This is a genomic window from Halomonas sp. M1 (genome assembly GCF_029581375.1).
Taxonomy (GTDB): domain Bacteria; phylum Pseudomonadota; class Gammaproteobacteria; order Pseudomonadales; family Halomonadaceae; genus Vreelandella.
Genome location: NZ_CP121119.1, coordinates 2367657 through 2388647 on the forward strand (window position 1 = coordinate 2367657; position 20991 = coordinate 2388647).

22 protein-coding genes are annotated in these 20991 nt (G+C 55.4%); 14 read left to right on the forward strand and 8 right to left on the reverse strand.

Annotated features, from left to right (window positions below):
• Window positions 1-82: 82 nt before the first annotated feature.
• On the reverse strand, window positions 83-265 hold the full coding sequence (locus P8S54_RS10870) for a periplasmic nitrate reductase, NapE protein (protein WP_009098214.1): 183 nt from the start codon (window positions 263-265) through the stop codon (window positions 83-85).
• A gap of 181 nt (window positions 266-446) precedes the next feature.
• Between P8S54_RS10870 and P8S54_RS10875 the strand changes: the two genes are divergently transcribed.
• Window positions 447-1301: a DUF72 domain-containing protein gene (locus P8S54_RS10875; protein ID WP_009098213.1), complete on the forward strand. Its 855-nt coding sequence runs from the start codon at window positions 447-449 to the stop codon at window positions 1299-1301.
• 176 nt (window positions 1302-1477) lie between these two features.
• Window positions 1478-2821 (forward strand): sodium-dependent transporter, encoded by a 1344-nt coding sequence (locus P8S54_RS10880; protein WP_009098212.1) that lies wholly within the window; start codon window positions 1478-1480, stop codon window positions 2819-2821.
• Between the two features lie 73 nt (window positions 2822-2894).
• Here P8S54_RS10880 and P8S54_RS10885 read toward each other — a convergent pair whose 3' ends face one another.
• Window positions 2895-3107, reverse strand: a complete 213-nt coding sequence (locus tag P8S54_RS10885) for a hypothetical protein (RefSeq protein WP_009098211.1) — start codon at window positions 3105-3107, stop codon at window positions 2895-2897.
• A 314-nt stretch (window positions 3108-3421) separates the two neighbouring features.
• Between P8S54_RS10885 and hexR the strand changes: the two genes are divergently transcribed.
• From hexR to P8S54_RS10900, 3 genes are all read left to right on the forward strand, one after another.
• Window positions 3422-4276, forward strand: a complete 855-nt coding sequence (hexR, locus tag P8S54_RS10890; protein ID WP_009098210.1) for a transcriptional regulator HexR — start codon at window positions 3422-3424, stop codon at window positions 4274-4276.
• A 77-nt stretch (window positions 4277-4353) separates the two neighbouring features.
• Window positions 4354-6552 (forward strand): DNA helicase II, encoded by a 2199-nt coding sequence (uvrD, locus tag P8S54_RS10895; RefSeq protein ID WP_281441764.1) that lies wholly within the window; start codon window positions 4354-4356, stop codon window positions 6550-6552.
• Window positions 6553-6682: 130 nt separating this feature from the next.
• Complete coding sequence (locus P8S54_RS10900; RefSeq protein WP_009098208.1) at window positions 6683-7771, forward strand: TRAP transporter substrate-binding protein; 1089 nt, start codon at window positions 6683-6685, stop codon at window positions 7769-7771.
• A gap of 74 nt (window positions 7772-7845) precedes the next feature.
• Here P8S54_RS10900 and P8S54_RS10905 read toward each other — a convergent pair whose 3' ends face one another.
• Window positions 7846-8259 carry an acyl-CoA thioesterase gene (locus P8S54_RS10905; RefSeq protein ID WP_009098207.1) on the reverse strand — a complete coding sequence of 138 codons (414 nt, stop codon included), beginning with the start codon at window positions 8257-8259 and terminating at the stop codon, window positions 7846-7848.
• 84 nt (window positions 8260-8343) lie between these two features.
• On the opposite strand from P8S54_RS10905, the gene P8S54_RS10910 reads away from it, so the two are divergent.
• The 6 genes from P8S54_RS10910 to cysZ all read left to right on the forward strand — a co-directional run bounded on the left by P8S54_RS10910 (window position 8344) and on the right by cysZ (window position 14306).
• Window positions 8344-9306, forward strand: coding sequence for a phosphate ABC transporter substrate-binding protein (locus P8S54_RS10910; protein WP_281441765.1), 963 nt, complete (start codon window positions 8344-8346; stop codon window positions 9304-9306).
• A 96-nt stretch (window positions 9307-9402) separates the two neighbouring features.
• On the forward strand, window positions 9403-10521 hold the full coding sequence (locus P8S54_RS10915) for an ABC transporter permease subunit (RefSeq protein WP_281441766.1): 1119 nt from the start codon (window positions 9403-9405) through the stop codon (window positions 10519-10521).
• Window positions 10518-11936, forward strand: a complete 1419-nt coding sequence (pstA, locus tag P8S54_RS10920) for a phosphate ABC transporter permease PstA (protein ID WP_281441767.1) — start codon at window positions 10518-10520, stop codon at window positions 11934-11936. The genes P8S54_RS10915 and pstA overlap by 4 nt, the downstream gene beginning before the upstream one ends.
• Window positions 11930-12757: a phosphate ABC transporter ATP-binding protein PstB gene (gene pstB / locus P8S54_RS10925; RefSeq protein ID WP_281441768.1), complete on the forward strand. Its 828-nt coding sequence runs from the start codon at window positions 11930-11932 to the stop codon at window positions 12755-12757. The genes pstA and pstB overlap by 7 nt, the downstream gene beginning before the upstream one ends.
• 30 nt (window positions 12758-12787) lie before the next feature.
• Window positions 12788-13513 (forward strand): phosphate signaling complex protein PhoU, encoded by a 726-nt coding sequence (gene phoU, locus P8S54_RS10930; RefSeq protein ID WP_009098200.1) that lies wholly within the window; start codon window positions 12788-12790, stop codon window positions 13511-13513.
• A 70-nt stretch (window positions 13514-13583) separates the two neighbouring features.
• The gene (cysZ, locus tag P8S54_RS10935; RefSeq protein ID WP_281441769.1) at window positions 13584-14306 is read left to right on the forward strand and encodes a sulfate transporter CysZ; all 723 of its coding nucleotides are present in this window, start codon (window positions 13584-13586) and stop codon (window positions 14304-14306) included.
• Between the two features lie 270 nt (window positions 14307-14576).
• On the opposite strand, the gene P8S54_RS10940 is transcribed toward cysZ, so the two are convergent.
• The 5 genes from P8S54_RS10940 to P8S54_RS10960 all read right to left on the reverse strand — a co-directional run bounded on the left by P8S54_RS10940 (window position 14577) and on the right by P8S54_RS10960 (window position 18912).
• On the reverse strand, window positions 14577-14894 hold the full coding sequence (locus P8S54_RS10940; RefSeq protein ID WP_281441770.1) for a hypothetical protein: 318 nt from the start codon (window positions 14892-14894) through the stop codon (window positions 14577-14579).
• 390 nt (window positions 14895-15284) lie between these two features.
• Window positions 15285-16619 carry a phosphate regulon sensor histidine kinase PhoR gene (gene phoR, locus P8S54_RS10945; protein WP_281441771.1) on the reverse strand — a complete coding sequence of 445 codons (1335 nt, stop codon included), beginning with the start codon at window positions 16617-16619 and terminating at the stop codon, window positions 15285-15287.
• A gap of 3 nt (window positions 16620-16622) precedes the next feature.
• Window positions 16623-17312: a phosphate regulon transcriptional regulator PhoB gene (gene phoB, locus P8S54_RS10950; RefSeq protein WP_009098196.1), complete on the reverse strand. Its 690-nt coding sequence runs from the start codon at window positions 17310-17312 to the stop codon at window positions 16623-16625.
• 110 nt (window positions 17313-17422) lie between these two features.
• Entirely contained in the window at window positions 17423-18313 is an 891-nt protein-coding gene (ubiA, locus tag P8S54_RS10955) for a 4-hydroxybenzoate octaprenyltransferase (RefSeq protein WP_009098195.1), read from the reverse strand.
• 32 nt (window positions 18314-18345) lie between these two features.
• The gene (locus P8S54_RS10960) at window positions 18346-18912 is read right to left on the reverse strand and encodes a chorismate lyase (protein ID WP_281441772.1); all 567 of its coding nucleotides are present in this window, start codon (window positions 18910-18912) and stop codon (window positions 18346-18348) included.
• 87 nt (window positions 18913-18999) lie between these two features.
• Between P8S54_RS10960 and P8S54_RS10965 the strand changes: the two genes are divergently transcribed.
• The 3 genes from P8S54_RS10965 (at window position 19000) to P8S54_RS10975 (ending at window position 20943) form a co-directional block, all read left to right on the forward strand.
• Window positions 19000-20196 carry an FAD-dependent oxidoreductase gene (locus tag P8S54_RS10965; protein ID WP_281441773.1) on the forward strand — a complete coding sequence of 399 codons (1197 nt, stop codon included), beginning with the start codon at window positions 19000-19002 and terminating at the stop codon, window positions 20194-20196.
• A gap of 118 nt (window positions 20197-20314) precedes the next feature.
• Window positions 20315-20587 carry an HU family DNA-binding protein gene (locus tag P8S54_RS10970; protein WP_009098191.1) on the forward strand — a complete coding sequence of 91 codons (273 nt, stop codon included), beginning with the start codon at window positions 20315-20317 and terminating at the stop codon, window positions 20585-20587.
• Window positions 20587-20943: a hypothetical protein gene (locus P8S54_RS10975; RefSeq protein ID WP_281441774.1), complete on the forward strand. Its 357-nt coding sequence runs from the start codon at window positions 20587-20589 to the stop codon at window positions 20941-20943. Before P8S54_RS10970 ends, P8S54_RS10975 begins: the two co-directional genes overlap by 1 nt.
• The last annotated feature ends 48 nt before the right edge of the window (window positions 20944-20991 follow it).

The following is a 20991-nucleotide window of genomic DNA, read 5'->3' on the forward strand; positions in this document are numbered from 1 at the left end:
TAAAATAAAAGAACACTAACCCCTGTGCTAAACAGCGGTTAACCACCCTTTAAACTTATTTCTTAGAAGCGTTACGGGCGCCTTATAGCGGCGGGCCGGGAGGGCCTGCAAACATCTGATAAACCCATACCGAAAAGCCATAGCCCCCTACCACTGCTATCGCCAAAATAGGAAATAGCAGCACGACAATAAACAGAAACAGCCCCAATTCCTGGCGTTTGCGAGGTGTTTCTTCCGCCGTTATTGGATGAGATTTTTTAGCCATGCCTAACTCCACAGGGTAGGGACACACCACTGTAGATGTGTATTAAAATAGTTATTTATAAAGCGTAGTAACTAAGTTCAACTTGTCACTTGATCCAGATCAATTTTTCCAAGTTAGTAACTAGATCGCTTGGTACTAACCTAATACCAATGAAGGCCCTCCTTATGAAGGCTCAATTCTTATGACGCTTCCGCTTTATTTAGGCTTACCCATGTGGGCCAACCAAGATTGGCTGGGCAGCCTATACCCGCGCCACGCCAAAACAGACCTTTTAAGTGACTATGCGGCGGTTTTTTCAAGTGTCGAGGGCAACACGACTTTTTACAGTGGTGCGCCCAAGCCTGAGACAATTGCTGCTTGGGCTCGCCAGGCACCCCCTTACTTTCGCTTTTGCTTTAAATTGCCGGCTAGCGTCACCCATGATCAGCGGCTAACGCGCTTGGAAGATGCCTGGGCATTTTTAGCCGCGCTGGAGCCACTTCATGATCGCCTTGGCCCCACCATGGTTCAGTTACCGCGAGATTTTGGCCCCCAGGAGCTGCCCCAGCTAGAAGCGCTACTCGCCCAGTGGCCCGCACATTTACCCTGCGCTGTCGAAGTGCGTCACCCTGAGTTTTTCCACAAAGGAGCCGCTGAGAAGGCACTTAACCAATTGTTGATAACTTACGCAGCTAACCGCGTGATGCTTGATGTGCGTCCACTGTTTTCCACCCCAGCTAATGGCCATGCTGGGCTTGCCCACGCCCAGCAGGAAAAGCCGAAAGTCCCACTACACGTGCTTTCCACGGCACAGCAGCCTGTTATTCGTTTCATTGGGCATATTGACAAAACCATCAACAGCGGCTACTTCAGCCCATGGAAATCGCGTCTTAGCCTGTGGATAAAACAGGGGAAAACCCCTTTCTTATTTGTGCATACTGCAGATAACCGGGAGTCTCCCGAGATGGCGCGCATGCTCTATAAAGAGCTACAAACACTGGCACCGCTACCTCCCCTGCCAGCGTTTGCTGGCGATAAGCAGAGCCAACTGTTTTAAACAGCCTTTTTAGCTGTGTTTACTGGCATGCACTCTTTCTATCGGATAAATTGCGTCTACTTTCGGAAAATAACGCTGGAAAATATCTTTTCCTCACAGTTTAGTTTTCCGAAAATTAGCATTTTACGATAGCAACACCTTATTAATTACAATTGAACCCATATAGAAGGTGAAACATGGCAAAACTTGCACATGCACAGTGGTCATCAAAGATGGCCTTTGTGCTCGCTGCCGCAGGGTCGGCAGTCGGTTTAGGGAATATTTGGCGCTTCTCTTATATGGTGGGCGACAGCGGCGGCGCGGCCTTCGTACTGGTGTATCTCGCCTGTGTGGCGCTGGTCGGTCTGCCTATTCTAGTGGCGGAGTGGATGATTGGTCGCCGAGGCCAGAAAAACCCGATTAACGCTATGGCCGAACTGGCCGCGAACCACGGTAAATCTAAGGCGTGGGCGCTAATCGGCGTTAGCGGTGTATTAGCGGCATTTTTGATTCTGTCGTTTTACAGTGTCATTGGCGGCTGGTCGCTGAACTACACGCTAAGCTCAGTGATTGGCACCTTTGACGGCCAAGATGCAGACGGCATCAGCGGCTTGTTTGGCGGCATGCTAGGTAGCCCCACTACGCTGCTGCTCTGGCACACCGCCTTTATGGTGCTAGTGGTAGGCATCGTGGCCCGTGGGGTCACCAAAGGGCTGGAAAGTGCGGCGCGGTTGTTAATGCCTGCCCTCATCATATTAATGCTCATCCTGGTGGGCTACGGCGTAGCCAGCGGTTATTTTGGCGAAGCATTAGCCTTTATGTTCCGCCCTGACTGGAGCGCGCTTAACGGTGGGGTTGTATTAGCCGCCATGGGCCAGGCTTTCTTCACGCTGTCGCTGGGTATGGGCATCATGATGGCGTACGGCTCTTACCTGGGTGAAGACGTTAACCTGCTGGGCACTGCGCGCACGGTGATCATTCTGGATACCGTGATTGCACTGCTGGCCGGCTTGGCCATCTTCCCGATTGTCTTCGCCAATGGCTTGAGTGCCGGTGAAGGCCCAGGTTTGATCTTTGTTACGCTGCCGCTGGCGTTTGGCAATATGGCAGGCGGCACCATTCTGGGACTGATGTTCTTCCTGCTATTAACCTTCGCAGCGCTAACCTCGGCTATTTCTCTGCTGGAACCCGTTGTGGAAACATTGGAAGAACGCACGTCCATGAGCCGTATCGCATCTACTCTCGCGAGTGGTGTTGCTGTATGGCTATTAGGCGTCGCGGCGCTTCTATCATTCAACGTCTGGTCTGAGGTGCTGTTCTTTGGCCTGAATATTTTCGACCTACTGGATACCTTTACCAGCAAAGTTCTGCTGCCGTTAACAGGTCTGGGGGCGATTGTATTTGTGGCGTGGTGCTTGAAGCGCGAAAGCGTGGAAGCTGAGTTGGGACTCTCAGCAACAGGTGTCAGCCTATGGAACATCATCGCACGCTATGTAGCGCCCGTTGGCGTTATCATTGTGTTTGTGACTGGCCTTATTTGAGCCATTACTAAGGCCTCAACAAAGCCGAGCAAACAGCCGCCCTGCTTCATAGCGGGGCGGTTTCGTTTAGACGCTAGTGAAGTTCGCTCTCTTGCTCGTACTCGGGCAAGGGGGCGATATCCCGCGACAACTTCTGAAACTCCCGATGTAACTCTATTCCCCTGCGCGCCCTTAAACTGCGCTGGGCAGAGCTGCGCCGTTGCTGGGCGTGCTCATCGACCTGCATGCTCATAAAAATGTCGAGCAATTCGTTTTTTACCGAGGTGATTCGTTCGACGTTTCTCATAATCGACGTTCCTCCAGGTGAATATGCCTCCGTCCACCTGCATCCGTAACCACTGATTTGCAAATGATGCAGTGCGGCACTTCACTTCTTACTATAACCTACTTGACAAAATGATGACCAATCCTGCTCAAATGTCTTAACGGCATTTAAACGCCTGCAGATTAGGCGCTGCTGCCGACGCGGGCATGCTGTCATCAAGCGAGTTACCGCTCTACCGCAGCAAACGATGAACCGTCATTAAAAACGAACGTTTTAAACAGGTATTTTTTATCGTACTGTAAATACCTGTTTGTTGAGCACCCAAGGAGCCGAACGTGAGCCGCGCCCTGTTTGATGAAATGAGACGCCGCATGGAGCACTTCCGTCGCTCCGAGCAAAAGGTTGCACGGTTTGTACTGCGCAATCCTGACGAAGTTATCCACATGCGGATTGTGGATCTCGCCACGGAAGCCAAAGTGAGCGAGCCTACGGTGGTGCGTTTCTGCCGCGCATTGGGCTGCAACGGCTTCCAGGACTTCAAGCTACAGCTGGCGCAAATGCTGGCCAGCGGCAGCCAGTTCGCCCAGTTCTCCATGAACGACAGCGACTCAGTCGCAGAATTTTCCCACAGCATTTTCGACTCCACCGTGGGCACGCTGTTATCGGTGCGCGACCGACTCGACAACGAAGCCTTAGGGAAAGCCGTTAACGCCTTGGCCATGGCCAACCGGGTTGAGTTCTATGGCTTTGGGGCCTCTGGCGCGGTGGCTTTCGACGCCCAGCACAAGTTCTTCCGCCTGCAGATCTCAACCTCTGCTTACGCCGACCCGCACATGCAGAATATGTCTGCGGTGACCTTAAAAGAGGGCGACGTGGTGGTGGCGATCTCCCAGACGGGCCGCACCAAAGCGCTAGTGGCTAGCGTACGTTTGGCTCGCGATGCGGGCGCGACGGTGATTGGCCTCTGCCCAAGCGACTCACCGCTGGCCAGCGAGGTCAGCCTGCCGCTGTATATCGATGTTCACGAAGACACCGAGATCTATACGCCGCTAAGCTCCCGCATTGCCCACCTAGTGCTTATCGACGTATTAGCAGTTGGCGTTGCCAAAACCCGCGGGCCAAAGCTCGCCGAGCAGCTTAAAGCGGTTAAAAAGAGCCTTAACACACTGCGCTACCCCGAAGAGAGTTAAACGCTCGCCCTGTACGCACAGCCAGTTCCTTGGCTGTGCTAAACTGACTGCCCATTTTCGAACCGGCAGCGGCTTATATGGACGACGTCACGGCGATTCTTGATCAGCTCAACCCCGCCCAGCGCGAGGCAGTTAGCGCCCCCCAGGGCAATCTACTCGTGTTGGCTGGCGCGGGGTCGGGTAAAACCCGCGTGCTGGTTCATCGCATCGCCTGGTTGATGCAGGCCGAGGGGCTTTCTCCCTACGCCCTGCTGGCGGTGACGTTTACCAACAAAGCGGCCAAAGAGATGCGCACCCGCTTAGAGGCGCTGCTGGGCATCTCTATGCGCCATGTGTGGGTAGGCACCTTCCACTCCATTGCCCACCGCCTGCTGCGCACCCACTGGCAGGATGCCCGGCTACCCCAGCACTTCCAAATCATCGACTCCGATGACCAGCTACGCCTGGTTAAACGGCTGCTGAAAGATTATTCGATCGACGATGAGCGCTACCCGCCACGTCAGGTACAACATTTTATTTCCGGTTGCAAAGAAGAGGGCCTACGCCCCCACCAGGTGAACGTCGATGGCGATGCTTACCTGGGCCAGATGGTCGAGCTTTACGAACGCTACCAACTGACCTGTGAGCGCGGCGGGCTGGTGGATTTCGGTGAGCTGCTGCTGAGAAGCCTGGAGTTACTGCGCGATAATCCGGCGCTGTTAAACCACTACCAGGAACGTTTTGGTCACGTGTTAGTGGATGAATTTCAAGATACCAATACGCTGCAGTACGCTTGGCTGAAGTTGCTGACCGGTATGAAAACACCGATGACCGCCGTGGGTGATGACGACCAGTCCATCTACGGCTGGCGCGGCGCCAAGGTGGAAAATATCCGCCGTTTCGAGCAGGAATTTCCGCACACCCATACCGTACGTCTGGAACAGAACTACCGTTCTACCAGCGCGATTTTAGAAGCCGCCAACACGCTGATCAGCCACAACAGTGAACGGCTAGGTAAAAACCTGTGGACCGATGGCATCGAAGGCGAGCCAATTTCTATCTACGCCGGGTTTAACGACCTTGAAGAAGCCCGCTATATCGTCGATACCATCAAAGAGAAGGTCAACGAAGGCTTTAACCGCCGAGACGTTGCGATTCTCTACCGCTCCAACGCCCAGTCGCGGCTGCTGGAAGAGACGCTGATTCGCCAAGGCATGCCCTACCGTATTTACGGCGGCCATCGCTTCTACGAGCGCTTAGAGATCAAAAATGCCCTGGCGTATTTGCGCCTGCTGCTTAACCGTGATGACGATGCCTCGTTAGAGCGGGTGATCAACGTACCCACCCGTGGCATTGGCACCCGCACGGTGGAAATTGTTCGCCACCGCGCCCGGGAGCAAAGCGTGTCGCTTTGGCAGGCGCTCCATGATGCGATTCACGACGGTACATTAAAGGGCCGTGCCGCCAACGCAGTACAAACCTTTGCCAACCTGATAGAGCAGTTGGATAACGATGCCGCCGGGCTGCCTCTGCACGAAATCATCGACCACGTGACGGCGCATACCGGGCTAATTGAGCACCATAAAAGCGAGCGCGGCGAGAAAGGCCAAGCGCGAGTCGAAAACTTGGAAGAGCTGGTTACCGCCGCCCGTGCCTTTACCCACGGCGACGCGTTTGAAACCCCGGAAGCGGGTGAAGGTATGGCAGCGCTTGAAGCGTTCCTTTCTGAAGCGGCGCTCAACGCTGGCGACCACGAAGCGGAAGAGTTTGAGGACAGCGTCCAACTGATGACGCTGCACTCAGCAAAAGGCTTGGAGTTCCCGGTGGTCTTTATTGCCGGCGTTGAAGAAGGCCTGTTCCCTCATAAAATGTCTCTGGAAGAGCCTGGCAGGCTCGAAGAGGAGCGGCGCCTCTGCTACGTGGGCGTTACCCGAGCCATGCAAAAGCTCTACCTCACCCACGCCGAAACCCGCCGCCTACACGGCAAAGAGGTATTCCCACGCCCGTCGCGCTTTTTGCGTGAACTCCCGCCTCACTTGCTGGAAGAAGTACGCCTGCGCGGGCATATTTCCCGCCCGGTCACCGCGTCGCGTACCTCCTTTGCCCAACAAAGCATCGAGAGTGACGGTGACCTACCTAGCCTGCACGTGGGCCAACGGGTGGCGCATCCGGTATTTGGTGAAGGCATTATTCTGAACGCCGAAGGGGAAGGTGCCCGCGCCCGGATGCAGGTCAGCTTCGAGGGTGATGGCGTTAAGTGGCTGGTGCTGGGTTTTGCTAAGCTGACGCCGCTTTAAACGCCAACGCCTTGGCGTTGAGGGCAATGGCTTGCCGATTAAAACTTGGTTGGCGCATACTGGCAAACGGACACTGTGCTTTTCTGCACGCTGACAAAAATATCCTATAATTTCCGGAGTCTTGCTCATTATGCAACGCCGCAATTTCCTCAAAGCCGCCGGCCTTGGCGCCGCCGGTGTCGCTGCCGCCCCGTTTGTTTCTACCGCCAGCGCTAACGAAACCTACACCTGGGATATGGTGACCTCCTGGCCGAAAAACTTTCCTGCACTCGGTACCGGCGCGAACGACTTCGCCCGCCGGGTAGAGCAACTCTCTAACGGCCGTATGCGCATCCGTGTACACGGTGCTGGCGAGCTGGTGCCTGCCATGGAAGTATTTGACGCCGTGGCCGCCGGTACCGCTGAAATGGGTCACTCCGCCTCATACTACTGGCGCGGCAAAGTAGCCGCCTCGCAGTTTTTCACTGCCGTACCGTTCGGCATGAACACCACTGAAATGAACGCCTGGTTATACCACGGCGGTGGCCAAGAGCTGTGGGATGAGATCTACGCCAACCATAACCTGAAGCCTTTCCCGGTCGGCAATACCGGCGCGCAAATGGCCGGTTGGTTCAAAAAAGAGATTAACTCCCTGGCCGATATGCAAGGCCTGCGCCTGCGCCTACCGGGCCTGGCAGGCGAAGCAATGAACGCTATTGGGGTAACCACCGTTAACATGCCCGGTTCGGAAATTTTCACCTCGCTCCAAACCGGCGTACTTGACGCTGCCGACTGGGTAGGCCCTTACAACGATATGGCGTTTGGCCTGCATCAGGTCGCCGACTACTACTACACCTCGGTGTGGAATGAGCCTACCGCCGTGCTAGAAGGCACCGTTAACCTGGACGCCTGGAATGCCCTACCGGAAGACCTTCAAGACGTTATCCGCGAAGCGGCACGAGCGTCTAACCTCGCCATGATCAGCGAGTTCGCCTACCGCAACGCTCAAGCGCTGGAAACCCTGGTAGACGAGCACGGCGTTCAGCTACGCACCTTCCCGGAAGATGTCATGCAAGCGCTCCATGAATCTTCCCAAGAGGTTATTCAGCGCCAGGTAGACAGCGACGAAGCGTCTCGCCGGGTGTGGGAGTCTTACTCAGCCTTCCAGCAAGTACTGCGCCCGTTTAGCGATGTGGGTGAATACGCTTACTTGAAAAGTCGTGATGAGCTAACGTCTTAAGCCACTTTTAGCACGCTGGTACTTCTTAAGAAAACTCGATCTTCTTAAGCACAAAGGGCGCCTCGGCGCCCTTTTTAGCTGTGCACCGCGCGAATTCGACCATTTTCATCCAGCGCTACCATGACAAAACGTGCTTCGGTGACTTTCTGGCGCTCTTCAATATGGCGACCGTGAGGTGGGCGCACCCAAACTTCCACATCAATTTTGATCGAGCTGTGGCCAATTTCCCGCACCTGGGTATAAACACTGACCATCGACCCCACGCGTACCGGGCTTAAAAAATCCATCGCTTCAATGGCAACGGTAGCGTTTCGCCCGCCGGCTTCACGGCCTGCGGCAAGCTCGGCGGCTTGATCCATCTGGTTGACGAGCCACCCACCAGGAATATCGCCATAGAGATTGGTATCTTGTCGAGAAGCCAGTAGCTTTAACGTGAGCTGCCCTTGGGGCGCAGGTACATCGTCCAAATCAGAATCCAACGGTGTCATAAGGTGGTCGCTTTGTGGGTTTATTGTTGTGATGTTGCTGCATCGCAATAGAGTGGCATTAGTTAATCACAAGAGGAAAGGCGTTTGAAGGGTAACGGTTTATGGCTTAGGAAGAAATATCGCCTACGCTTAGCGCTGCTAGGAGCACTGCTGGTGGTCACCCAGTTAGCCTGGGGGCAGCCCGCCGTGGCGCCATCCCTGCCAAGCGGCACGCTAGGGGCGGTGGGTTCCGACACCATGGCAGGGCTGGTATTACGCTGGGGAGAAGCGCTCACCGCTCGTCATCCAGAAATTAACCTCCAGTTTCAAGCGGGCGGCTCAGCCAGTGCGCCCACGGCGTTAATTGCAGGTACTACGCGCCTTGGCCCGATGTCCCGGCCGATGGCTGCGACTGAGCGCCAGCAGTTTATCGACCGCTATGGCTACCCACCCCTTGAGTTTCGTGTGGCGCGGGATGCGCTAGTCGTCGTTGTCCATCGCCACAACCCGCTTGATGTCTTAACCCGTCAGCAGATTGATGCCATTTTCTCCACCGGCCTTGCCTGTGGTGCCAGCCAGCCCATTCGGCGCTGGGATGCGCTCCTTGATGCCGAGCAGTGGCCTTACGGGCGTATTGCGCTGCATGGGCGCAATTTGGCCTCGGGCACCCACGGATTATTCCAACAACAGGCGCTATGCAGCGGCCAGTTCCGGGTCGATATTAGCGAGCACCCTGGCTCTTCCGCCGTGGTCGCCGCAGTGGGAGAATCGCCTAACGCGATGGGTTATGCAGGCTTCAACCACCTTACCCCCATGGTAAAAGCGCTGCATCTAACCGACCAGCACGGCAACGCCCTGGCGCCTAAGGAATCAGCGATTCAGCGTGGCGAATATCCTTTATCCCGCGATCTCTATCTCTACGTTAATCTGCCCCCAGGGGAGGCGTTACCGGCCGCCGAGCAGGCGTTTATTGAGCTGATTATGTCGCCAGAAGGCCAGCAAATTGTCCGCGCTTCAGGCTTTGTACCGCTGCCGCCTAGCGACCTGAACGCCCAGCAGCCATGGTAACGACTGTCATTTAATTGTCATAAAAATGTTTTAGGGTAAGGAGAATCCCATGCATGTTTATTTTAGCGATGGCACCCGCTTCTCAATGATGTCGACATGACTCCCCCCCGGCTAACCCGCGTTCATCTGCCGCTGCGCCAACTTCAAGACCGCATTGCCACTGGGCTAATCACCGCTGGGGGCATTGGGGTGTTATTGGCGATTCTGGCCATCGGGGTTTTCCTTATTTGGGAAACGCTTCCGCTGCTCGCATTAGGCGATACCTTCGCGCTTAGTAAGCTCTCACCACTTGCCTGGGGCACCCTAAAAGCGGCCCTCGCCGCCATGCTGTTTGCAACGCCCATTGCGTTAGGCGCAGCCATCTACTCGGCGCTGTTTATGTCGGCGCGTTTGCGTAGTCGGCTAAAACCCGCGTTAGAACTCATGGAAGCAGTACCTGGCGTTGTGGTCGGATTTATTGCTGGCTTAGTGCTAGCACCCTGGGTGGAGCGCCACTTAGCCAGTGCCCTGCTGCTCATCGTGTGGCTGCCCTTCAGCGCCGTGTTGGCCGGTGTCTTATGGCATCTTGCGGCGACCCGATTGCGCCAGCGCTTACCGCACTCCTGGGCGGGACTATGGCTAATCCCGTGGCTTGCGTGCATGGTCGTCGTGGCACTGTGGCTCGCGCCATGGCTTGAGCACCACCTGCTAGGGGGCGATCTACGCCGCCTGCTCGACCAGCGCTACGGCATGGATTACGCCACACGAAACGCGCTGATCGTCGGTATCGCCATGGGGTTTGCCGTCATTCCGAGTATTTATGCGCTGGCCGAAGATGCGCTCGCAGATATCCCCCCCACCTTAATGGAAGGCGCGCAAGCGCTGGGGGCCAGCCGTTGGCAGGCGCTTTGGAAAGTAGCGCTACCCACCGCTGGCCCCGGTATTTTTTCAGCGGTCATGATTGGCGCAGGCCGCGCTGTGGGTGAAACCATGATCGTACTCATGGCTAGCGGCAACACCGCGCTGTTTAGCGCCAGTCCCTTTGAGGGACTACGCTCGCTCTCCGCCGCTATCGCCATTGAACTGCCCGAGGCGACCCCCGGCGGACTCACTTATCATCTCTTGATTTTGGCCGCACTAGCGCTGTTCATTTTTACCTTCTTGGTGAATACCCTGGCAGAAGTGGTGCGCCAGCGACTACGCCGCCGCTACCATCGGCTGGGGGGCAGGCAATGACGCCACTATCCGAACAGAGCAAACGGCGGGTTAACTGGCTAAATGATGGGCTGTGGCCGTGGCTATGCGCTGCCTGCGTGGCGCTTTCACTACTGATGTTGGCAGCGCTGCTCACCCTGTTGGCGACCCGCGGGCTAGGGCACTTCTGGCCAGCTGCCCTGGAGGAGGTCACGCTTGCCTCAGGTGATACGGTTATCGGCCAGCCGGTACGCGAAACCCCGCTGCCGCTAAACGCGGGCATGGAGCGGCTCTATTTTACCGGCAACCGCGATATCACCGGGGCTAACTGGCGCTGGATAAACGTCGAGGACATCGCTGAGCAAGCGACCCCAAACGACCTAATCCGCTTAGAACGTACCCCCTGGGGCGATTTTATTGGCCGTTTAATCGCAGTGGAAAGCGATGGCCAGCGCTTAACCGGACAAGCTGCCTGGGAGTACATGACGACTTCCCTAGCGCTGCCAGCCAGCCAGCGGGCTAGCAGTGAGCTACTGTTGCTGACCGCCGATGGCCAAGCGCTACGCCAGCCGCTCTCTAGTATCCGCCATTTTCAAGCCCCCAATGCCATGTCCTGGTGGCAGAAAGCCACAGCCTGGGGGCAAAACGTTTGGCGCTTTCTGAGCGAAGGGCCACGGGCAGCCAATACCGGCGGCGGCGTGTGGCCGGCTATTTTTGGCACCGTACTGATGGTTATTTTAATGTCGGTGATCGTGACCCCGTTTGGCGTACTGGCGGCGATTTATCTCAATGAAATCGCTCATCAAAATCGGCTCACCCATTTAGTCCGCATTGGCGTGCGCAACTTAGCAGGCGTGCCATCGATTGTTTACGGCGTGTTCGGCCTGGGAGTGTTCGTCTACGGCATTGGCGGCTCTATCGATAATTGGTTCTTTAGCGATGAACTGCCCTCGCCCACCTTCGGCACCGGCGGGCTTTTATGGGCCTCGCTGACCCTTGCACTACTAACCCTGCCGGTGGTGATTGTGGCAACCGAAGAGGGCTTAGCGCGAATACCCGACGCCCAGCGCGAAGGGGCGGTAGCGCTAGGGGCCACACGCCTGGAAATGTTAACCCGGGTGGTGCTGCCTATGGCTACCCCTGCGATGCTCACCGGAGTGATATTAGCCATCGCCCGGGCCGCTGGCGAGGTGGCACCTTTAATGCTGGTGGGCGTTGCCAAACTAGCGCCGCAAATGCCGCTGGATGGTGATTTCCCTTATTTGCACCTTGAGCGCAAGTTTATGCACCTTGGCTATCATTTATTTGATACGGCGTTTCATGGGGAGGATGTTCAGGCCGCCATCCCGCTGGTTTACGCCACGGCGTTACTATTAGTGCTGATTGTGCTGGTGCTTAACCTAACTGCCATATTTCTGCGTCATTATCTAAGGCGTCAACGAGGAAACGAATGCTAGCGCCCTTAACACCAAGCCAAGCGTCAGGCCAAGCATCACAGGCTCCGGTGACCACCTTTGCTCCCGGGCAGTGCTGCCTAAGCATCAATCAGTTTAACCTCGCCTATGCGGGGAAACCTGCATTGCGGCAGTTGACGCTCGACGTGCCTCGCCATCGGGTTACCGCTTTTATCGGCCCCTCTGGCTGCGGTAAATCCACGCTGCTTAGGGCGATTAATCGGTTACATGACCTCAACGAATCAGTTTCCCACAGTGGACACATAGCGCTTGAAGGGCAGGATATTCACGCCCCCCAAACGAACGTCACCGAGCTGAGGCGCCGCGTGGGTATGGTGTTTCAAACCCCGAACCCATTTCCGATGTCAATTTATGAAAACGTCGCTTTTGGGCTGCGCTTGCAGCGCCGATTACCCAAGCGTAAGCGAGACGACATTATTGAGTGGGCGCTAACGTCTGCCGCGCTATGGGAGGAGGTTAAAGACCAGTTGCACCGTTCAGCATGGCAGCTCTCCGGTGGGCAACAGCAGCGTTTAGTCATTGCCCGCACGCTGGCCGTCCAACCCGACGTTTTACTGTTAGATGAGCCCGCTTCGGCACTGGACCCCATCTCAACACTCAAGGTGGAAGAGCTGATTCGCAACCTTAAATCGCAGCTTACCTTGGTGCTGGTTACCCACAATATGCAGCAGGCCGCCCGGGTTTCTGACTACACGGCGTTTATGCAGCACGGCGAGCTGGTTGAATTCGGCTTAACCGACCAAGTGTTCACCAACCCGCGTTTACAACGCACTGAAAACTACATCACCGGCCGCATGACCTAGGCCCCAGAGACGACCCGTCAGGAGTGCGCAATGGACATTACCAGCGATACCCACAGCCAGCATATCTCTCGCCAGTTTAATCAAGAGCTAGAGGAGCTAAAAACCCACCTAATGGCCATGGGTGGCCTAGTGGAAAAGCAGGTGCAAGACGCCGTATTCGCACTGCTTGAAGGCGACAGCCACCTCGCCGAAAAAGTGCGCGATAACGACCGCCAAGTAAACGACCTGCAGCTACAAATAGATGACGAGTGCACGCGTGTTCTAGCGCGCCGACAGCCCGCGGCTTCTGACTTGCGCTTAGTGCTGGCGGTTATTCGCGCCACCTCAGACCTTGAGCGTATCGGCGATGAGGCCAGCAAGATTGCCCGTAACGCGATGCTATTAAGTGAAAACAACGGCAGTGTTCGTGGCTTGGTAGAAGTGCGCCATATCAGCGAACACGTCCGTAAAATGCTGCGCGATGCGTTAACCGCGTTTGCCCGCTTTGATACGGAACTTGCCATGCAGGTCGTGCGTGAAGACGAACTCGTGGATGACGAGTATGGCAGCGCCATGCGCTCGCTGATGACCTTTATGATGGAAGACTCTCGCTCTATCAGCTCGGTACTCAGCATTATGTGGGTACTGCGTGCCCTGGAACGCGTAGGCGACCACGCCAACAACCTCGCGGAATATGTGGTTTATCTCGTAAAGGGACTGGATATTCGCCATACCGACCTCGACAGCTTAGATCAGGACGTGCTTAAAAAGTCTTGACCTATCCTGTAATACCTCCTGCAATACGCCCAGATGCGCTGCCTGGGCGTATTGATAAGGAGTTCGCACATTGGATGCATTTACCGCGCTAAGCCGAGGCACTCGGCTGGTGTATCGAAAAGGCCTGCGGCGCTATGTCTTCCTTCCCCTCCTGGTAAACCTTGTGGTTTATGCCAGCATGCTCCGCTTGGTGGTTAACCGCTTTTCTGGCTGGCTAGACAGCGCAATGGCAATGGTGCCGAGTTGGCTTGAGTGGCTATCCTGGTTAATTTGGCCTCTTTTTTTCGTCAGCCTACTACTGGCCGTGTTTTTCACCTTTACGTTAGTCACCCACCTGATCGCCGCGCCTTTCTACGGTTTTTTAGCCGCCAAAGTAGAGCGCCAAGCCACTGGCCGCGAACCGTTAGACGACCGCGGGCTGGCGAAAACGGCGATTGATGCAGTGGGGCGTGAGCTGGTGAAACTAGGCTACATCCTGCCTCGCGCGGCAGCACTGTTGGTGTTTAGCTGGATTCCAGGGCTTAACCTGCTGGCGCCTATTTTGTGGGCACTGTTTTCTGCCTGGATAATGGCCATCACCTACTTAGACTACCCAATGGATAACAATAAAATAACGTTTCGGGATATGCGCCAACGACTCTCACGGCGCTGGTGGCAAAGCCTAACTTACGGAGGGCTGGTGACCGTTGTTACCTGGATTCCGCTGGCAAATTTATTCTTAATTCCTGGTGCGGTGGCAGGCGCTGTTTTGATGTGGGATCACCACTACCGTGGTGTGGTCACGGTGGAATGAACACACTTTTCGACCGTCCACAAAAAACGAGACCCCGCCAGGGCGGGGTCTTGATAACTCTTAATATGGGCGATACCTAACGTTAGCTTCCTATCCTTTTGCGGGACTCCAACCATGGAATTTACCCTGACTAACGTATTGTTCGTCGCTAGATTCACTCCTTGAATCGGTGAGCATCCTTGCAGTGGGACATCCTTGCCCCTTATGTGCTCACTCCTAAGCGTAAGAGTTATTTTCAACCTTGTAAACTAATGTTATCTACAATATCAATTACGACGCACGGTTTTCTTCATTAATCTCTTCTGGGGTGTATTCGTCGTCATTATCACCGTGCATGTCAGTTGATTCAGGATCGTCGACGGCATCTGGACCCTGTGTACCGTGGTCGGTAGTCAGATCGTCACTGTCATAGTTTCCAGCACCTGTACCTTGTGCATGGCTATCCTGAGGCTCATCATCAGTCGTAATATCTTGGTTTTGATCAATTGATGAATGGTCGGTGGTGTCAGCAAATGCTAGTGGGCTAGCCATCAAGCCAAAAGATACACCTAAAATACCAGCTTTCTTGAGTAGTTCCTTGGATATCATATTCCGTCTCCTCGATCGCTGTGATACCGCTAATTTTAAGGAAGAGTGCCATATAGGCTTGCCAGTTCCAGCGGTTATCTTCCTTGTCTGGGTAGTTGCACTGCTTGTGCCATCCTGCCAAAAAATTATATAAAACCATTTAAATACAAATATCTATAAATATTAGTCGATTATTTATAGCCACTCTAAAAGCGCTGTCAAAGCTGAAAAAGTGGCTAAAAATGACACATGCGCAGAGTTTGACCATTCTTAACAGACAATCTGGCACACTTGTACAAGCGTTGTCTTTTTTTAGGGAACGCGTGCTTCTTTGTGACAGGAATTGTTTGACCAGCACCGCCGTTGCATTCAGTGGTTGAATGCAGAGTTTGAAAACGCAGCGTGGTTTTTTTAAAAGACGGTATTAGCCACCAAGGCCCGTGTGGCAGGAAATACGCAGCGAAACTGCGCGCCTTCGCCAGGGCGGGAGACTATCTGTAGCTGAGCATCGTGGCGCAGCAATACATGCTTAACAATGGCTAATCCCAGGCCTGTGCCCCCAGTGGCGGTGCTGCGCCCTTTATCAACTCGGTAGAAGCGTTCGGTCAGCCGGGGGATATGCACCGGATCGATCCCCTCGCCGTTATCCTCCACCGAGATGTAAGCGCTACCGTTCTCCAGGTTGGCCCAACGCAGGGTTATTTGGCTGCCTGCAGGGGTGTAGCGCACCGCGTTAAAAGCAAGATTAGAAATAGCGCTGCGGATTTCCTGCTCGCTGCCCACTAGCTGGGCCTCGCTCTCAACACTTACGTGGATGCTATGTAGCTGGCTACTCGGCACTTGACCGCCTTTCTGCTGACCGGAGAGCGCCAGGGCATCCTGGCGAATGCTCTCAAGTAACGGCCCAACGGCCAGTGGTTGGTGGTCTTTTCCACCTTGGTCAATTTCCAACCGCGAAAGCAGTAGCAGGTCATTCACCAAGCTCTGCATGCGCTTGGTTTGTTCCTCCATCTGACCAATTCCCCGGCCTAAGCGTGGCGGCAGCTGGTCGCTTAAGTCGCTGTAGGTCTCCAAATAGCCGGAAAGCACCGTTAGCGGTGTGCGCAGCTCATGGGAGACATTCGCGACAAAGTCACGACGCATCTGCTCAAGACGATGCAGCCGGGTAATATCCCGCGCCATGACGAGACGTTCATCGTCTCCATAGAGGGTAATCTGATACTGCAGAATTTGGCGTTCATCAATTGGCGAGGTTAGCGTTAACGGTTCGCTATACTGGTTGGCATTGAAGTAGCTGATGAAACGCGGGTCACGCAGCAGATTCGTAATATGCTGCCCGCGGTCATGGGCGGTTTGTAGGCCCAGCATCTCAGTGGCGGCACTGTTCCACCACTCAAGGTCACCGTGGCGGTCTAACATGACTACGCTGTCGCGCATGGCTTCCGATGACTCTTGAATACGCCCGAGGGTAGCCCGCAAGCGGGTTTGGGTAATGCGCTGGCTCTTTTGGTAACGGTAGAGCCGATCAAATAGCTCGCCCCACATGCCCCGCGCCGAAGGCGGTTCATCCTGGGGATGCAGCGTTAGCCATTGAAAAAGCGCCAGCAGTTGACGCAAATGGTAAAACAAGCACACCGCAAGCCCTGCGGCCAACCCTAACCCAGGCGCGCCTAGCGCCCAGCCCAGCAAGACCCCTAAGGTCGCCAGCCAGGCAACTCGCCACAGTTCACGGCTCCAAAGACGCACGTTTTACACCCGAGCGGAGAAGCGGTACCCCGTGCCTCGCACCGTTTGGATAAGGTTTTGGTGGGCTTCGCCCAGGGCTTTACGTAAACGACGGATATGTACATCAACAGTGCGCTCTTCAACGTAGACGTTGCCACCCCATACCTGGTCAAGCAGCTGGCTGCGGGTATAGGCGCGCTCTTGGTGGGTCATAAAAAACTGCAGCAGGCGGTATTCGGTGGGGCCCATTTCCAGCGGTTCACCATGGGCGCTTACCCGATGGCTTACCGGGTCGAGCATTAGGCCATTAATCTCAATGGGGTCTTCCACACCCCGGGGAGTGGTACGCCTTAGCACGGCTTTCAAGCGCGCGACCAGCTCACGGGGCGAAAATGGCTTAGTGATGTAATCGTCGGCACCCGCTTCAAGACCTTGAATCTTATTATCCTCTTCGCCCTTAGCAGTAAGCATAATAATGGGTATTTCAGCGGTAGACTCTTCGCGTTTTAGGCGCCTTGCAAGCTCAATACCGCTGGTGCCGGGCATCATCCAATCCAGTAGCAGCAAATCAGGCTGATGGTCGACAACCATCGCATGAGCATCTTGGGCGTTATCCGCTTCAAGCACGTGATAGTCAGCCATTTCCAGCGCCACTGCGATCATTTCGCGAATCGGCGCCTCATCATCGACAATCAAAACGGTCTTGGCGGTCATTCCTGGGCCTCACGGTGTGCAATGAAACTAGCTCATAGAAAAACAGTTCAATGAAATATCTGTGACGATAACACCATGGCTTAGTGACAATTTTATGACACTCAGCGTATTTAGCCAGTGATTGGCCACCAGCTCAGAGCAATACCGGCAAAAATAAGCAGGCCCGACCAGTAATTATTCAAAAACGCCCGGAAGCAGCCATCACGCTCACGGTGCGCTATCAACCGCTGCTGATGGACAAACGTCGCTGCCATCGCTATTAGCCCTAGCCAGAAAAAACCGCCTAACGCTACTCGTAGCCCTACCCAGGTTAATAGCGCCAGCGTAGCAAGCTGTAGCAGGCCAATGATTAATCGATCAGCATCTCCGAACAGCACCGCCGTTGATTTAATACCGATTTTTAAGTCATCGTCGCGATCAACCATGGCGTACTGGGTATCGTAGGCCACGGTCCACAATACGTTGGCGAAAAACAGCAGCCATGCTTCAAGGGGCACGCTCCCCAGCACGGCACCAAACGCCATCGGTATCGCCCAAGAGAAAGCCGCTCCTAGCACCACTTGGGGAAAGTGGGTGTAGCGCTTCATAAAGGGGTAAATAAACGCCAGTACCAAGCCCCCAATAGAGAGTAAAACCGTAAACCAGTTGGTAAGCAGCACCAGAATAAACGCAATCGCTACTAGCCCAACAAACAGCAGCTGCGCTTCGGTTTCGCTGATACGCCCAGTGGCAAGCGGCCGATGCTTGGTGCGTTTCACATGGCCATCAAAGTGGCGGTCCGCATAATCGTTTACCACACAGCCCGCCGCGCGCATTACATAAACACCGGCAATAAAGATCAGCAATACATTTCGCCCAGGTACTCCCTCTGCCGCAATCCACAGCGCCCATAGGGTTGGCCACATCAAAAGCCAGGTACCAATGGGCCTATCCAGGCGCATCAGTTGTAAAAAATCCGCCACCCGAGCCCACCCCGTTGGCCGCAACAGAGAACGATCCATGCTTACCTCACGAATAAAGATGCAGTGTTAGCCTAGCGCGAAGGCAGGCCAAGATCATCCGCCATGGTGGATAAAAAGTACTCTTGAACCAGCAGCGAAAGCCCGCTGTGCTGAAAAACTGAGCGCCGCCCCCATACGCCAGACACATTTGGCGCACATAGCCGGTGGGCAAAACAGGGCCAATGCTTGGTAGCGTAAAGGGGGCCACGCACTAAATCAGGCTGGCGAAACAGCCAGCTGCCCAAAGAGCGTTCGCCGAGCCCCTCTAACCCTTTCCCCTGCAGCTGGGTCAGCGGCGCTACCGAGCGGGCCACCACCCAAGGCGTATCGTCCACACAGAGCGCTACTTCCCGCAGCCACGCATAGCGGCGCGGCTCAATACCCAAGGCCAGCGCCTCATCCCGCTGAGGCAAGCCAATTGTCTGGCGTAATAAGCGCACCCGAAACGGTTTATCGCCTGCCGCCGCGGTTAGCCGCGCCGTTAACGAATCGGTAGAAGCCACCCATTGCCGCCAGGGTGCGCTCATCGCAGGGCGCAGCGCATTAACGGGTAGCCAATGCATAAAAGGCTGGGCTTGCCGGAAAATTGGGGCCGTCACCGGGTTCTCCAAGGCAGTCAAAAAAGTGAGCGGTAGTGTAACATGGTGCTCTGACAGGCTTTTGTTCCACCGACTTTTGGTGACTGCATGCCCCCACCGATTGAACAACGCGCCGACGCCACCCACGCAGCGCTGGTGATTATTGGCACCGGCATGGCAGGTATTGGGCTTGCCCGCGCCCTGCGCCGCCAAGGCGATACCCGTACCATCGCTCTGTTGAGTGCTGACAGCGGCGACGAATACAGTAAACCGCTGCTTTCCACCGGCTTTGCCAAACGCATTGGCCCCGAAAAGCTGGCCCAGCGCAGCGCTGCCGACATAGCAGAAGAGCTTAACGCAACGCTAGTTACCCATACCCAGGTTGTCCAACTGGATGTGGATAACCAAAAGGTGCGGTTGAGTGACGCCCGAGAGCTTTACTATGATGACTTAGTTTTAGCGACGGGCGCGGCCCCACGCGCGCCCTTCAGCGTGTCTGAGAGCCTTAGCAGCCGCTGCTTCAACGTGAACGACTTAGATGATTACCGCCGTTTTCATACCGCACTAACACAAGGCCCCACGCGGGTCGCGGTGATTGGTGCCGGGCTGGTGGGCTGCGAGTTTGCTAACGACCTGATTGCTGGCGGCCACCACGTCAGCCTATTGGCCCCCGAAAACACGCCGCTAGCGCGCCTACTGCCCGAACCGCTAGGCCGCGCGCTAGCCACAGCCTTTGAAACGGCGGGCATAACACTCCGCCTAGGCCACGCCATTACCGCAATAACCGACTCCGTTAATGACCACGCAATAGACATCCAGCTTGATAACGGCGAGTCTTTTCAAGCCGATAAGGTGTTAATGGCGACAGGGCTTACCCCACGCACCGCGCTAGCAAACGCCGCTGGGCTAGCGGTGGCCTCTAACGGTATACAGGTGGACCGCTACTTGCGCACGTCTGAACCTAACATTTACGCCTTGGGCGATGTGGCCTGTGTGGAAGGTGTTAACGCCATGTACGTACAGCCGCTTCAGGCCAGTATTAAAGCATTGGCGGCTACCCTAACCGGCACGCCCACCCGCGTCGCCTTTGGCGCATGGCCGGTCATCGTAAAAACACCGCTACTCCCCGTGGTGGCCTACCCGCCGTTAACCACGCCCACACAGTGGCGCATCGAAGGGGAAGGGGGAGAAATGGCGGCGTTGGCGGAAGATAAAGACGGTCGTTTGATTGGTTTTGCGTTGACAGGCGGCTGCGTGAGAAGGAAAGTGGAGCTTTCCAGAGCAGCCCCTGCGCTGCTAGGCTGATTTTCGCCGCATTCACGACTAGTCTAAGAAGCTGGACCAGCCGGGTAATGCTTTAAACAACACTGTTTCTTACACATCACAAGCGTACGCTTGATTCTGTTACAAGGGAGTTTCCTCTATGCGCAAACCTGAACTCGCCGCTGCTATTGCTGAAGGTGCCGACCTTTCCAAAGACAAAGCGGGCCAAGTCCTCAACGTCATCCTGGATGAGATCACGAACAGCGTCGCCAAAGGCGAAGACGTCGCCCTGATTGGTTTTGGTACTTTTACCGTTCGCGAACGTGCCGCACGTACCGGCAAGAATCCGCAAACTGGCGCCCCGCTACAAATTCCCGCCAGCAAAAACGTTGCCTTTAAGCCAGGCAAAGCGCTCAAGGACGCCGTTTCCTAATGAAGCTAACGCTTACGCTGTGGCTGCTGAGTTTTATGCTCAAGCGTGCCCTACGCCGCAAGCCGCGCTTTAAAGAGCAGCTGGAACGCATGCGCGGACTGGACTGGGGGATTGCCACGGAAGACTTAAGCATTGCCCGCTACTACCGGATGACGCCCAAAGGGGTAACCACGGGCAAAGGCTTGCCCGTTGACCTTGACCTTGAGCTACGTTTTCGCGACCAAGATGCCGCGCTACGCATCCTCAAGAAGCCTACCCAGCAGGCATTTCTAGACGGCATGGTAAACGGCGAGGTGCGCCTCGTCGGCGACTCCGCCGATATGAACAAGCTGCAAAAGCTGTTGAAGTATTTGTAACGCTAGTGGCTCTATTGCTTGCCGCCTATTGCCCCGCAGCCCATCGCA

What these genes read in the sequence shown, in the direction of transcription:
- P8S54_RS10885 (WP_009098211.1), bottom strand. Translation starts at nt 3,107, where the DNA reads ATGAGAAACGTCGAACGAATCACCTCGGTAAAAAACGAATTGCTCGAC.
- P8S54_RS10915 (WP_281441766.1), top strand. Translation starts at nt 9,403, where the DNA reads ATGACTCCCCCCCGGCTAACCCGCGTTCATCTGCCGCTGCGCCAACTT.
- P8S54_RS10870 (WP_009098214.1), bottom strand. Translation starts at nt 265, where the DNA reads ATGGCTAAAAAATCTCATCCAATAACGGCGGAAGAAACACCTCGCAAA.
- pstB (WP_281441768.1), top strand. Translation starts at nt 11,930, where the DNA reads ATGCTAGCGCCCTTAACACCAAGCCAAGCGTCAGGCCAAGCATCACAG.
- P8S54_RS10975 (WP_281441774.1), top strand. Translation starts at nt 20,587, where the DNA reads ATGAAGCTAACGCTTACGCTGTGGCTGCTGAGTTTTATGCTCAAGCGT.
- P8S54_RS10965 (WP_281441773.1), top strand. Translation starts at nt 19,000, where the DNA reads ATGCCCCCACCGATTGAACAACGCGCCGACGCCACCCACGCAGCGCTG.
- phoU (WP_009098200.1), top strand. Translation starts at nt 12,788, where the DNA reads ATGGACATTACCAGCGATACCCACAGCCAGCATATCTCTCGCCAGTTT.
- P8S54_RS10875 (WP_009098213.1), top strand. Translation starts at nt 447, where the DNA reads ATGACGCTTCCGCTTTATTTAGGCTTACCCATGTGGGCCAACCAAGAT.
- phoB (WP_009098196.1), bottom strand. Translation starts at nt 17,312, where the DNA reads ATGACCGCCAAGACCGTTTTGATTGTCGATGATGAGGCGCCGATTCGC.
- P8S54_RS10970 (WP_009098191.1), top strand. Translation starts at nt 20,315, where the DNA reads ATGCGCAAACCTGAACTCGCCGCTGCTATTGCTGAAGGTGCCGACCTT.
- pstA (WP_281441767.1), top strand. Translation starts at nt 10,518, where the DNA reads ATGACGCCACTATCCGAACAGAGCAAACGGCGGGTTAACTGGCTAAAT.
- P8S54_RS10880 (WP_009098212.1), top strand. Translation starts at nt 1,478, where the DNA reads ATGGCAAAACTTGCACATGCACAGTGGTCATCAAAGATGGCCTTTGTG.
- P8S54_RS10900 (WP_009098208.1), top strand. Translation starts at nt 6,683, where the DNA reads ATGCAACGCCGCAATTTCCTCAAAGCCGCCGGCCTTGGCGCCGCCGGT.
- P8S54_RS10940 (WP_281441770.1), bottom strand. Translation starts at nt 14,894, where the DNA reads ATGATATCCAAGGAACTACTCAAGAAAGCTGGTATTTTAGGTGTATCT.
- ubiA (WP_009098195.1), bottom strand. Translation starts at nt 18,313, where the DNA reads ATGGATCGTTCTCTGTTGCGGCCAACGGGGTGGGCTCGGGTGGCGGAT.
- P8S54_RS10905 (WP_009098207.1), bottom strand. Translation starts at nt 8,259, where the DNA reads ATGACACCGTTGGATTCTGATTTGGACGATGTACCTGCGCCCCAAGGG.
- uvrD (WP_281441764.1), top strand. Translation starts at nt 4,354, where the DNA reads ATGGACGACGTCACGGCGATTCTTGATCAGCTCAACCCCGCCCAGCGC.